The 13,541-nt window shown below is 51.7% G+C and carries 10 protein-coding genes; 9 read left to right on the top strand and 1 reads right to left on the bottom strand.

Going from position 1 to position 13,541, the window contains the following annotated elements:
- Positions 1 to 23 precede the first annotated feature (23 nt).
- From tamL to accD, 3 genes are all read left to right on the top strand, one after another.
- Positions 24 to 2,600 carry a translocation and assembly module lipoprotein TamL gene (tamL, locus tag BLP55_RS07805; protein WP_091141778.1) on the top strand — a complete coding sequence of 859 codons (2,577 nt, stop codon included), beginning with the start codon at positions 24 to 26 and terminating at the stop codon, positions 2,598 to 2,600.
- 48 nt (positions 2,601 to 2,648) lie between these two features.
- Positions 2,649 to 3,716, top strand: coding sequence for a class II fructose-bisphosphate aldolase (gene fbaA / locus BLP55_RS07800; protein ID WP_091141777.1), 1,068 nt, complete (start codon positions 2,649 to 2,651; stop codon positions 3,714 to 3,716).
- A gap of 85 nt (positions 3,717 to 3,801) precedes the next feature.
- Positions 3,802 to 4,656, top strand: a complete 855-nt coding sequence (gene accD, locus BLP55_RS07795) for an acetyl-CoA carboxylase, carboxyltransferase subunit beta (RefSeq protein ID WP_091141776.1) — start codon at positions 3,802 to 3,804, stop codon at positions 4,654 to 4,656.
- A gap of 206 nt (positions 4,657 to 4,862) precedes the next feature.
- On the opposite strand, the gene BLP55_RS07790 is transcribed toward accD, so the two are convergent.
- Positions 4,863 to 6,119 carry an ABC transporter permease gene (locus BLP55_RS07790; RefSeq protein WP_091141807.1) on the bottom strand — a complete coding sequence of 419 codons (1,257 nt, stop codon included), beginning with the start codon at positions 6,117 to 6,119 and terminating at the stop codon, positions 4,863 to 4,865.
- Positions 6,120 to 6,277: 158 nt separating this feature from the next.
- Here BLP55_RS07790 and purH point away from each other — a divergent pair, with 158 nt between their 5' ends.
- The 6 genes from purH to rodA all read left to right on the top strand — a co-directional run bounded on the left by purH (position 6,278) and on the right by rodA (position 13,538).
- On the top strand, positions 6,278 to 7,804 hold the full coding sequence (gene purH / locus BLP55_RS07785; RefSeq protein ID WP_091141775.1) for a bifunctional phosphoribosylaminoimidazolecarboxamide formyltransferase/IMP cyclohydrolase: 1,527 nt from the start codon (positions 6,278 to 6,280) through the stop codon (positions 7,802 to 7,804).
- A 135-nt stretch (positions 7,805 to 7,939) separates the two neighbouring features.
- Positions 7,940 to 8,968, top strand: coding sequence for a rod shape-determining protein (locus tag BLP55_RS07780; protein ID WP_091141774.1), 1,029 nt, complete (start codon positions 7,940 to 7,942; stop codon positions 8,966 to 8,968).
- An 80-nt stretch (positions 8,969 to 9,048) separates the two neighbouring features.
- Complete coding sequence (gene mreC, locus BLP55_RS07775) at positions 9,049 to 9,876, top strand: rod shape-determining protein MreC (RefSeq protein WP_091141773.1); 828 nt, start codon at positions 9,049 to 9,051, stop codon at positions 9,874 to 9,876.
- Entirely contained in the window at positions 9,869 to 10,375 is a 507-nt protein-coding gene (locus BLP55_RS07770) for a rod shape-determining protein MreD (protein WP_091141772.1), read from the top strand. The genes mreC and BLP55_RS07770 overlap by 8 nt, the downstream gene beginning before the upstream one ends.
- Positions 10,372 to 12,282: a penicillin-binding protein 2 gene (gene mrdA, locus BLP55_RS07765; protein WP_091141771.1), complete on the top strand. Its 1,911-nt coding sequence runs from the start codon at positions 10,372 to 10,374 to the stop codon at positions 12,280 to 12,282. Before BLP55_RS07770 ends, mrdA begins: the two co-directional genes overlap by 4 nt.
- On the top strand, positions 12,282 to 13,538 hold the full coding sequence (gene rodA / locus BLP55_RS07760) for a rod shape-determining protein RodA (protein WP_091141770.1): 1,257 nt from the start codon (positions 12,282 to 12,284) through the stop codon (positions 13,536 to 13,538). Before mrdA ends, rodA begins: the two co-directional genes overlap by 1 nt.
- The last annotated feature ends 3 nt before the right edge of the window (positions 13,539 to 13,541 follow it).

Raw genomic sequence — 13,541 nt, 5'->3', positions numbered from 1 at the left:
TTTGACTTAAATTTGGTGCATCCTTGAGAAACACGGTTACAAAAATAGGTTTATTTATCCTATCCGGGATAGTTATTTCGGCATGTAATTCGGTCAAACGGGTGCCCGATTCGAAAAAGCTGCTTACCAAGAACGAGATCTACGTCAACGAAAAGCGCGACAAATCCGAAGCGCTGACCAACCTGCTCTACCAAAAGCCCAACGGCAAATTGCTCGGGTATCCGCTGCGGCTCAACATGTACAACCTGGCCAACCTCAAGCACGATTCGACTTACCAGGCCAAATTCACGGGCAATCCGAACAAATACAGGCGGATGTCCAAAATCCTGTCGGCCAAACAGGTCAACCGGCTCGGGCAATCGTTCTGGTATGCGGGCATCCACAACTTTTTACGCGATACGGGCGAGCCACCCGTGATCATCGACACGACCAGCACGCAAAAATCGGCCAACAGGCTCACGGCATGGCACGTCAACAACGGCTATTTCAACGCCAAGACGCGGTTCGAAGTCGATTCGGTGAAGGCCAAAAAAGCCAAGATCCGCTATCTTGTAGAAACCGGTAAGGCATTTTTCCTGGACACCGTCAGGACTACGATCCAAACACCGGCGCTCGATTCGATGTACAAGGCACGCGCCAGCGCCTCGTTCCTCAAGCCCGGCAAGCAATACAGGACCGCCGACTTTGATGCCGAGCGCGGACGCATCACAACGCACTTTCGGAACAACGGCGCATACCATTTCCAGCAGAATTACATCAACTTTGACGTAGATACCTTAAACGGCGGGCAACGCGCCAACGTCAACCTCAAGATCAACGACTACACCTACCGCGAAGGCGATTCGACGCACACCGAGCATTTCCGCATCTTCAAGATCAGCGAGGTCAATATTTTTACCGATTACGACCCCAAGCTGGGTAAGGCCGAAGCCACGCAGGACACCACCAAGACGGTGTACCGCAACTTTAACCTCATCAGCCGCAACAAACTCAAGTACCGCCCGCGGGCCATCACCGATGCGGTGTTTATCAACAAAGATAACCTGTTCGCCGATTTCCGTACGACGCTCACCACGCGGTATTTGAGCAACCTGCGCATCTTTAACTACCCGACGATCCAGTACGAGATCGACAAGCGCGACCCGCTGAGCAAATCGTTGATCGCCAACGTTTACCTGACCCCGCGCGACAAATACAGCTTTGGATACTCGCTCGATTTTACGCACTCGAACATCCAGGATTTTGGCATCTCGGGCACCACGTCGTTTACGATACGTAACATCTTTAACGGTGCCGAAACGTTCGACATCGCGGCGCGCGGCAACATCGGCTCGTCGCGCGATTTGGCCAACCCCGACGATACGTTCTTTAATGTGATCGAGTATGGTATCGACATGAAGATCAACTTCCCGCGTATCTTTATGTTCTTCAATACCGAGAAAATCATCCCCAAGAGCATGATTCCGTCTACGACCATCAGCATGGGTTTTGCCAAGCAGCAGAACATTGGTCTGGACAAAGAGAATTTTACGGGCGCAATGACCTATACCTGGACGCCCAAACGCAACCACAGCGCGCGTTTCGACCTGTTCAACATCCAGTATGTCAAGAACCTCAACACGGCCAATTATTTTAACGTATACGAGTCGTCCTACCGCACCTTGAGCGCGCTGGCCGATGTGTACAATGCCGACGATTCTTACTTTATCCCGGGTACGAGCAATCCGCGGCAGCTGATCATCGACAGCGGCACCAACGCCTTCATCAACGATGCGGTAGGCGCGAACCCGACGCTCCCGATGGACGCCGGCGACCGCAGAACGGTGAACAGCATCAACGAAAGACGGCGCAGGCTCTCGGAAAACAACCTGATCTTTGCGTCGAGCTTTACTTTTTCGCGTACGACCAAGGCCGACATCAACGACGAAGGGTTTTATGCGTTCAAGACCAAGGTCGAATCGGCGGGGAATTTCCTGTCGCTGTTGTCGTCTGTTTCGAACGAGCCCAAAAACCAGAACAACCGCAATACGATTTTCGAACTCGAATATTCGCAATACATCAAGGGCGAACTCGAATACATCAAACACTGGGATTTGCGCCGTAAAAAAGTACTGGCCTTGCGCAGTTTTGTGGGCATCGCGATCCCATATGGCAACGCCGACAACATCCCGTTTTCGCGAAGCTATTTTGCGGGCGGATCGAACGACAACCGCGCCTGGCAATCGTACTCGCTCGGGCCGGGCCGACTGCCTGCTTTCAACGACTTCAACGAGGCGAACTTGAAAATCGCGGCCAGCGCCGAATTCCGCTTTAACGTGTTCGGAAAACTCAACGGCGCGTTGTTTGCCGATGCGGGCAACATCTGGAACGTGCTCGACAACATCGAGGACGAACGCGCGGTGTTTACCGGGCTCAAATCGCTTGAGGACACGGCGCTGGGCACGGGTTTCGGGCTCCGCTATGACTTTAACTTTTTTGTGGTGCGTCTGGATTTTGGATTCAAGACCTACAATCCGGCCGAAGAAGAAGGCAAAAAATGGTTCCGCAATTACAACTTTGGCCATTCGGTGGTAAATATTGGAATCAATTATCCGTTCTAAATCGATAAATTTTTTAATTTTGTAATCCTTAATTCTAAAACAAAACACATGGCGCACAATATCAAGCCGGGCGTGGCCACGGGCGATCAGGTTCAGGAAATTTTCAGGTATGCCAAGGAGAAAGCGTTCGCGCTGCCGGCGGTAAATGTGGTAGGATCGAGCACCATCAACGGGGTGTTGGAAACGGCTGCGAAATTGAAGGCGCCGGTCATTATCCAGTTCTCGAACGGGGGCGCGGCCTACAACGCCGGAAAAGGCCTGCCGAACACCAACGAACAAGCGGCCATCCTGGGCGGCATTGCAGGCGCCAAACACATCCACACCTTGGCCGAGGCCTATGGTGCAACCGTGATTTTGCACACCGACCATTGCGCCAAGAAACTTTTGCCTTGGCTCGACGGATTGCTCGACGCCAGCGAAAAACACTTTGCCGAAACGGGCAAACCTTTGTACAGTTCGCACATGATCGATTTGTCGGAGGAACCAATCGAGGAAAACATCGAAATCTGCAAAAAATACCTCGAGCGCATGAGCAAGATGGGCATGACGCTCGAGATCGAGCTCGGCATCACCGGCGGCGAGGAAGACGGCGTAGACAACTCGGACGTAGACAGCTCTAAACTGTACACACAACCCGAAGAAGTGGCCTATGCCTACGAAGAACTCATGAAAGTAAGCCCGAAATTTACGATCGCCGCAGCTTTTGGCAACGTACATGGCGTATACAAGCCGGGCAACGTGAAACTGACACCGAAAATCTTGAAAAATTCACAGGATTTCGTCCAGCAAAAATTCAACACGGGCCACAACCCGGTGGACTTTGTTTTCCACGGCGGATCGGGATCGACGCTTGAGGAAATCCGCGAGGCCATCGGTTATGGCGTGATCAAGATGAACATCGATACCGACCTGCAATTCGCGTTTACCGAAGGCATCCGCGATTACATGGTGAACAACATCGACTACCTCAGGACACAAATCGGCAACCCTACCGGCGCCGACGCCCCGAACAAAAAGCATTACGACCCGCGCAAATGGGTTCGCGAAGGCGAGGTTACGTTCAACAAACGACTCGAGCAGGCTTTTGCCGACCTCAATAACGTAAACACGCTTTAAAACTATTTTAAATTTTGAATTTTAAATTTTGAATTCCTGTGGAATCATTTAAAATTCAAAATTTATAATTTATAATAATCAAACTATGGCTTGGTTTAAAAGAACACAAAAAGGCATCACCACCGCCACCGAAGATAAAAAGGATGTCCCGAAAGGGCTTTGGTACAAATCGCCTACGGGCAAGATCGTCGATGCCGACGAGCTCGCGCGCAACCTGTATGTAAGCCCAGAAGACGGATTCCACGTACGTATCGGCTCGAAGGAATACTTCGAGATCCTGTTCGACGATAACGAATTCAAGGAACTCGACAAAAACATGACGGCCAAAGACCCGTTGCATTTTGTGGATACAAAGAAATACTCCGACCGCTTGAAGGAGGCGCAGGAAAAAACCAAACTCAAGGACGCCGTACGCACGGCCGTGGGCAAATCCAAAGGCAAGGACCTTGTGGTGTGCTGTATGGATTTTGCGTTCATCGGCGGATCGATGGGTGCCGTGGTGGGCGAAAAAATCGCGCGCGGCATCGACTATGCCATCAAGAACCGCGTCCCGTTTGTGATGATCTCTAAATCGGGCGGTGCCAGGATGATGGAAGCGGCGTATTCATTGATGCAACTCGCGAAAACATCGGCCAAATTAGCGCAATTGTCCGAAGCCCGTATCCCCTACATTTCATTGTGTACCGACCCTACGACGGGCGGGACAACGGCTTCTTATGCGATGCTGGGCGACGTAAACATTTCGGAGCCGGGCGCTTTGATTGGATTCGCCGGACCGCGTGTCGTAAAGGACACCACGGGTAAGGACTTGCCCGAAGGATTCCAGACTGCGGAATTTGTCTTGGAGCACGGCTTTCTCGACTTCATCACGCCGCGAAAGGAACTCAAAGACAAGATCAATTTGTTCCTCGACTTGATCTTGAACCAAGAAATCAGATAAGTAGATCCCGCCCTTCGGCGGGATTTTTTTTTGCGGTTGCGGCAAAACCTATCGCTAGGACTTGTTACAAAAAAATTAAAAAATCGCAACGGTGTTGTTACAAATTTTATGTTACAAAAAAATTGTAACGGAATTTTTGTAACAGAAAAGCACCAAAGCGCAGCCAAGAATTCCAAACAAATGTAGGGTAAGGGGTGAAGGGCGTCTTACATCCCCGTCCGGATCGCCTCGACCGGATCGAGTTGCGAGGCCGAGATCGCGGGCAATATACCCGAAATCAAACCGATAATAACGGCCAGCGACGTCCCGAGCAAAATGTTGCCGAAACTGAGCACAAAATTAAAGTCGAGCGCGTGGGTCAAAATGAGCGAGGTGGTCCAAACCAACAGCAGCCCGATGGCCCCGCCGATGACCGACAGGATGATGGCCTCGAACAAAAACTGGAACAGGATGAATTTGTTTTTGGCTCCGAGCGACTTTTGGATGCCGATCAGGTTGGTGCGCTCCTTGACCGACACAAACATGATGTTGGCGATGCCAAAGCCGCCCACGAGCAGTGAAAATCCGCTGATGATCCAGCCTATGACGTTCATTTGGCCCACGATGTTGTCGATAAAGTCGGTGAGCCCCGAGAGCACGTTGATGAAAAAGTTGTCGATCTCGTCGGTCTTGACGCCGCGTTTGGTACGCAGTTTTTGCGCGATGTTGGCCTTGAGCGCGTCCATGTCGGTGCCCTTTTCGGGCTTGATGATGATTACGGGTAGCATGGCCTGGGTGTTGTCGCCGTAGAGCCTGCGCACAAAATTGACGGGGATAAACGCCGATTGGTCGTCGCCGCCATCGTCGAAACCGCCGCCGCCTTTTTTCTTGAGCGTCCCGATCACGTTAAAGCGTTGCCCATAAAGCCGTATGGTTTTGCCGATGGGGTCGTAATCGTCGAACAGCGCGTGGGCCACCTCATAGCCCAGCACCGCCACCGGAAGCCCCGAATTCGATTCCGACTCGTTAAAGAAACGGCCTTCGCGCAACTCGAGCCGCTGGATGTCGACAAACTCGTCGGTCACGGGCACCACGTTCACATCGCTGGCCGTGCGGCCTTCGTGCTTGACGGGCTCGCGGTTGAAGGCAATCATCTGGAACGAAAAATGATCGGCATGCGCCACCTGCGCCTTGAGGTATTGGTATTCCTCGTAATTGACCTTGGGGAATTGCTCGTACTTCCATTGCTCTACCGAACTCGGCCCAAACGGGATGCTCGTCAAATAAATCGTGTTCTTGTCGAGGCTGCTCAAATCGTCCTTGATTTTTTTGTCGAGCGAATCGACGGCGGCCAATACCGCAATGATCGAAAAAATACCGATGGTCACGCCCAGCAGCGACAAGGCCGTACGCAATTTGTTGTTGCGCAGCGCACTGATCGCAAAACCGAAACTTTCCTTGAGCAACCGCCAATAGAGCACCATCGCATTTTTGTTTGACGTAAAATTGCACATTTCCGCGCCAAAATCCTAATGGAACCGGCAAGAAAAATCAGACGCTTTTTTTCAAAATATTGTTGCCGTAAAGCGTTGGAATTGCGTGTTAAAAAAACTACTTTTGCGCTCTTAAACAACACAACAGCATGAACACGACAAAAACCATCCAATCGGCATTGATTTCGGTCTTTTCGAAAGACGGACTCGAGCCCATCGTACGCAAACTTCACGAACAAAACGTCACTTTCTATTCTACGGGCGGCACCGAGGAATTTCTCAAGAACCTGGGTATTCCCGTGGTGGCGGTAGAAGACGTGACGTCGTACCCCTCGATTTTGGGCGGGCGCGTCAAGACGTTGCACCCCAAGATTTTTGGCGGCATCCTGAACCGTCAGGACCATGAAGGCGATGTGGCGCAGATGACCGAATACGACATCCCACAAATCGACCTGGTGATCGTCGACTTGTATCCGTTCGAAAAAACCGTGGCCTCGGGCGCGTCCGAAGCCGACATCATCGAGAAGATCGACATTGGCGGGATTTCGCTGATCCGCGCGGCGGCCAAGAATTTCAAGGACACCGCGATCGTGGCATCGGTCGACCAATATGCCGAATTTTTGGATTTGATTACGGCGCAAAACGGCGCAACCACGTTAGAAAACCGCAAACTTTTGGCGACCGAGGCGTTCCACGTTTCGTCGCATTACGACACGGCCATCTTCAACTATTTCAACACCGACGATACGTTTTACAAAGCCAGCGTGTCGGGCGGACAAACGTTGCGCTATGGCGAAAACCCGCACCAGAAAGGTTTTTTCTTTGGCGATTTCGATGCGATGTTCACCAAGCTGCACGGCAAGGAGCTCTCGTACAACAACCTTTTGGATGTAGACGCGGCGGTCAACCTGATCCTCGAATTCAAGGGCGAAGCACCTACGTTTGCGATCCTCAAACACAACAACGCCTGCGGGCTTGCGCAGCGTCAAACGATGAAGGACGCGTACCTCGATGCACTCGCGGGCGACCCGACATCGGCTTTTGGCGGCGTACTCATCGCCAACGGCAACATCGATGCGGCCACGGCGCAGGAAATCAACCAATTGTTTTGCGAGGTCGTGATTGCGCCGTCGTATGACGACCAAGCGGTTCAAATCCTGCAGGAAAAGAAAAACCGCATTATTTTGGTGCAAAACGAAGTGGAATTGCCGCAACGTCAGGTGCGTACGGCGCTCAACGGACTGCTGATCCAGGATCGCAACAACGCCACAGACAATAAAGCGCAACTCAAAACCGTTACCCATACGGCCCCCACCGACCAGGAAATCGAAGACCTGCTGTTTGCCTCGAAGATTTGCAAGAATACGAAATCGAACACCATCGTATTGGCAAAGAACGGGCAACTGATCGCGTCCGGCACCGGACAAACCTCGCGTGTAGACGCGTTGCGACAAGCGATCGAAAAAGCCAAATCATTCGATTTTTCGTTGGAAGGCGCCGTGATGGCGAGCGATGCGTTCTTTCCGTTCCCCGATTGCGTAGAAATTGCGCACCATGCGGGAATCACCGCGGTGATCCAACCCGGCGGTTCGATCAAGGACGAACTTTCGATCGACTATTGCAACCAAAATAAAATGGCGATGGTGTTTACCGGAACACGTCATTTTAAACATTAAAAAAGATACGGTTTTCGAGCGAATTTAAATCGGCAAATTGTTTGGCCAGCCTAGAAAAAAGATTAAATTAGGAGCAACAAATTGTTTAACTTTGTCGGAGATTTTTTTATAAATATTTAAACCCTTAAAAGACTTATGGGATTTTTTGATTTCATGACCGAGGACATCGCGATTGACCTTGGTACCGCCAACACGCTGATTATCCACAACGACAAGGTGGTGATCGACAGTCCGTCGATCGTGGCACGCGACCGCATCTCGGGCAAGATCATTGCCGTCGGGAAAGAGGCGAACATGATGCAAGGAAAAACCCATGAGAACATCAAAACCATCAGGCCTTTGAAAGATGGGGTTATCGCCGATTTCGACGCATCCGAGAAAATGATCTCGATGTTCATCAAGTCGATCCCGGCGCTCAAGAAAAGAATGTTTACGCCGGCGCTTCGTATGGTGGTATGTATTCCATCGGGCATCACCGAAGTAGAAATGCGCGCGGTCAAGGAAAGTTGCGAGCGCGTGAACGGCAAGGAAGTGTATTTGATCCACGAACCGATGGCTGCGGCAATCGGTATCGGCATCGACATCATGCAGCCGAAAGGAAACATGATTGTCGACATCGGCGGCGGAACGACCGAAATCGCGGTGATCGCTTTGGGCGGTATCGTATGCGACAAATCGGTCAAGATCGCGGGCGACGTATTCACCAACGACATCGTGTACTACATGAGAACACAGCACAACTTGTTCGTAGGCGAGAGTACTGCCGAGAAAATCAAGATCACGATAGGTGCGGCTTTGGAAGAATTGGAGACGCCACCAGACGATATGTCGGTACAAGGGCGCGATTTGCTTACGGGCAAACCAAAACAAGTTGACGTTTCGTACCGCGAAATCGCCAAGGCTTTGGACAAATCGATCCAGCGTATAGAAGATGCGGTCATGGAAACGTTGTCGCAAACCCCGCCCGAACTCGCGGCCGACATCTACAACACTGGTATTTATCTGGCAGGTGGCGGTTCGATGTTGCGCGGATTGGACAAACGTATCTCGCAAAAGACCGACCTCCCGGTGTACATTGCCGAAGATCCGTTGCGCGCAGTAGTACGCGGCACGGGCATGGCGCTCAAGAACATCCCGAAATTCAGAAGCATCTTAATAAAATAACAAATCCCGAATCCCAAATTCCAAACCTCTGTAGAACCCGTTTGGAATTTGGAATTTGAATTTTGGAATTTCCTCCTGATATGCAGCAAATATTTAATTTTATATTTAAAAACAGCTACCGATTGCTGTTTTTGCTGCTTTTGGGCACGTCGTTGGTGCTCACGATCCAGGCCCATTCCTACCACCGGAGCAAGGTGATTTCGTCGGCCAATTTCCTGACGGGCGGCGTATATGAACAAATCAACTCGGTCAACGAGTACTTTGGGTTGCGCAAACAAAACGACGAACTGGCGGCCGAAAATGCAAGACTCAAGGCGTTGTTGTTCAACATCAAGGATTCGACCATCGTGCCCAAGATCGACAGTATCAAGGGTGTGCGCAAAATCGATCTGATCACGGCCAAAGTCATCCACAACTCCTACAACACGCACGAGAACTACATCACGATCAACGGCGGTGCGGCCGCGGGCATCCAATCGGACATGGGTGTGATCAACAGCGCGGGCATCGTGGGCATCGTAGACAAGACCTCTAAGAATTACGCGACCGTCATTTCGATCCTGAACATCAAATCGCAGATCAACGCCAAGATCAAGAAGTCGAACCACTTCGGGTCGCTCATTTGGGACGGCAAGAACGCCGGCTTTGTACAGCTCATCGACGTGCCGCGACTGGCTTCGGTACGCAAGGGCGATACGATTGTCACGGGCGGGCAATCGGTGATTTTCCCAGAGAACATCGGTATCGGTACCATCGACAAGGTGTATACCGACGAAGAGACAAATTACTACACGTTACGCGTAAAGCTGTTCAACGACATGACCAACTTGGGCCATGTATACATCATCAAGAGCAAAGACCGCGAGGAAGTGATCAACCTGCAAAAGCAATCCAAACCCGATGAATAGTACGATACTGGTCAATATTGCCCGTTTTATCCTGCTGCTCGCGGCGCAGATCCTCGTGTTCAACAATTTGAACTTTTTGGGGTACATCAACCCGTATCCATACATGCTTTTTATCATCCTGTATCCGGTGAACGGCAACAAGTACGGGCTGCTCTTGGCGAGTTTCGTGCTGGGCATCATCATGGACATGTTCTGCAATTCGGGCGGCGTACACGCGACGGCTTGCGTGGCGCTGGCCTACTATCGACCGTACATTTTTAAGTTCTCGTTCGGTCTTTCGTACGAATACCAAACCGTAAAACTCAACGACGTACTCACGCCCGAGCGGTTTTCGTTCATCCTGATCGCCGTGGTGATCCATCACTTTACGTTGTTCTTGCTCGAGGTGTTCCATTTGCGGTTCTTCCTCGAAATCCTGCTCAAGACGGTGCTCAGTACCATTTTTACGATTGTCATCTGCATCCTGATCATTTACCTGATTAAGCCGAACAAACGATGAGAAAAGTCCTGCTGCCCACCATCATCATCATCGGAACCATCCTTTTGGTGCTGCGGTTGTTTTACCTGCAGATCATAGACGATACGTTCAAGCTCAAATCAGAGAACAACGCGATCAAGATCCAGTACGACTATCCCGAGCGCGGTTACATTTACGACCGTCATGGCAAATTGCTCGTGGCCAACCAGCCATCGTACGACATCATGGTCATTCCGCGCGAGATCAAAAAGGACATCGACATCGACGAGTTTTGTCATCTGCTGCACATCACGCGCAAAGATTACGACCGTATCCTGGAAAAAGCAATTACGTTCAGCCCGCGTTTGCCGTCGGTATTTTTGCCGCAATTGAACAAAGCCGAATACGCCGCGTTCCAGGAAAAGATCCGCAAATTTCCTGGGTTTTACATCCAAAAGCGTTCGCTGCGCGATTACCAGGTAAAGTTTGGCGCGAACATTTTTGGGTTCATCACACAGGCCAGCGAAAAAACGATCCTCAAAAACCCGTACTACAAAAGCGGCGACTTGCTGGGCAAGCAAGGTGTCGAAGAGAGTTACGAGAACATTTTGCGCGGCGTCAAGGGCGTCAAGTACATCCAAAAAGACAAGTTCAACCGCGAGATCGGTTCGTACAAAAATGGCATGTACGATACCATTGCCGTGCAAGGCGAAGACATCAACCTGACCATCGACGCGACGTTGCAGGAATACGGCGAACAACTCATGATCAACAAACGCGGCGGTATCGTGGCCTTGGAACCCAAGACGGGCGAAATCCTCGCGCTGGTGACCGCACCGTCGTACGACCCTGCCATTTTGGTGGGCAGACAGCGTTCGCGTAACTACACGGCGCTCTACAACGATTCGATCGCCAAGCCTTTGTACGACCGCGGCTTGCTCGCCGAATATCCGCCGGGATCGCCGTTCAAGATCTTGACCGCGCTCATCGGCTTGCAGGAAGGCGTCATCGACGAACAAAGCTCTTTTGTGTGCCACCATGGGTTCAGCTACGCACGTGGCCGCTTCATGCGGTGCCACTGCCATGGCGGCGCGCAGCAATTGCACCGCGGCATCTATGAATCGTGCAACACGTATTTTGCGAGCACCTACATGAAAACGATCAACAAGTATGTGCGACCGGCCGATGGCGTAGACGTCTGGAGCCGCCACCTGCGCAGCTTCGGGCTGGGCGAATTCATGGGGTACGACCTGCCTACGGGCCGACGTGGCAAAGCGCCCACCTCCAAAACCTACAAACGCATTTATCCCAACGGCGGATGGCGTTCGACGGCCATTGTGTCGAATGCGATCGGGCAGGGCGAAGTCTTGATGACGCCGATCCAATTGGCCAACATGATGGCGGCCGTGGCCAACCGCGGTTACTATTATACGCCCCACATCATCAAAAAGATCGAGGGCCAGAAAATCGACAAGAAGTTTACGACCAAGCACATGACCACCGTAGACCGCAAGTATTTCGAGCCCGTCGTGGCCGGATTGTTCGACGTGTACAACCTCGGGACGGCGCATGCGTTGCGCGTCGAGGGCATCGACATTTGCGGCAAGACGGGAACGGCCGAGAACTACGCCAAGATCAACGGCAAACGCGTCAAGCTGCAGGACCACTCTATTTTTGTGGCGTTTGCACCCAAAGACAACCCCAAGATTGCGCTCGCGGTTTTTGTCGAGAACGGGTACTGGGGCGCGCGTTGGGCCGGCCCGATCGCGAGTTTGATGATCGAAAAATACCTGCGCGGCAAAATTTCACGCGTCGATCTCGAAAAACGTATGCTCGAAGGCAGCCTGCAATCGGAATACGACAAATACACCGGCAAGAAAGAAACCGATACGTTACTGCTCAAACCGACGGCCCCAAAGGTCATCGACAGCAGCGAAATTGAGAACTGATGAAAAACCAGAGCGTCACGAACAACCTCGATTGGATGAGCGTCATCATCTACGGCCTTGTGGTCGTGATGGGATGGCTCAACATTTACTCGTCGTCGCTCTCGACGGTCGAGAACAGCGTGGTGTTCGACCTGGGCACGTTCTATGGCCGACAGTTGATGTTCATCCTGTTTACGATTCCGCTCATTTTCATGACGCTGGCCGTAGACGGCAAGTTCTATGAGAAGTTTTCGGTTATCCTGTACGGCGTGGCGTTGCTGGCGTTGGCCGGATTGTTTGTCTTCGGGAAAACCGTCAAGGGCCAGGCCAACTGGTACTCGTTCGGCGGATTCGGGATCCAACCCGCGGAATTTGCCAAAGCCGCCACCGCGCTCGCATTGGCCAAATACCTGAGCGATGTGCAGGTGAACCTCAAGGACACGCACCGCCAAATGCAGGCGCTCGGCATCATCTTTTTACCGATGTTGCTCATTGCCCCGCACGACCCGGGAAGCGCGCTCATCTATACGATTTTCATGGTCGTCTTGTACCGCGAAGGATTGCCGCCTTGGTACTTATGGACGGGTTTCATCGCGGCCGCCTTGTTCATGCTCGCGCTCATTTTCGAGCCGTGGGTCGTGATTTTGATCGGACTGGCGGGCATCGCCTTTATGTACATGAAAACGCGCTTGGTAGACCGCAATTTGATCGCGAGCGGCATTGTGCTCGTGCTGATTTCGGGCTTTGTTTTTTCGGTCGATTATGTGTTTGACAACGTCTTCAAGCAACACCACCGCGACCGTTTCAACATCTTGTTGGGCAAGGAAGTCGACATGCGCGGCATTGGGTACAACACCAACCAGTCTGAGATTGCGATCGGTTCGGGTGGCTGGTTCGGCAAGGGATTCCTCGAGGGTACGCAAACCAAGGGCGGATTCGTTCCCGAGCAACACACCGACTACATTTTTACCACCGTGGGCGAAGAATGGGGCTTTCTGGGAAGTTTAGTGGTGATTGCGTTGTTCTTGGGACTGATCTTCCGTATCATTTATTTGGCCGAACGACAAAAGACCAAATTCAGCCGCGTATACGGTTATTGCGTCGCCTCGATCTTGTTCATGCACTTTTTTGTCAACATTGCGATGGTCGTGGGCATTTTCCCTACCATCGGCGTGCCGCTGCCGTTTTTCTCCTACGGCGGATCGGGATTGTGGGGCTTTACGATCTTGTTGTTTATCTTTTTGAAGATGGACGCCAACAAGGTCAACGAGTGGTAAAGA

This window comes from Flavobacterium caeni (genome assembly GCF_900101895.1).
GTDB classification, from domain to species: domain Bacteria; phylum Bacteroidota; class Bacteroidia; order Flavobacteriales; family Flavobacteriaceae; genus Flavobacterium; species Flavobacterium caeni.
Note: the sequence above shows the minus strand (reverse complement) of the source record. Positions and strands in the feature narration are given on the sequence as shown.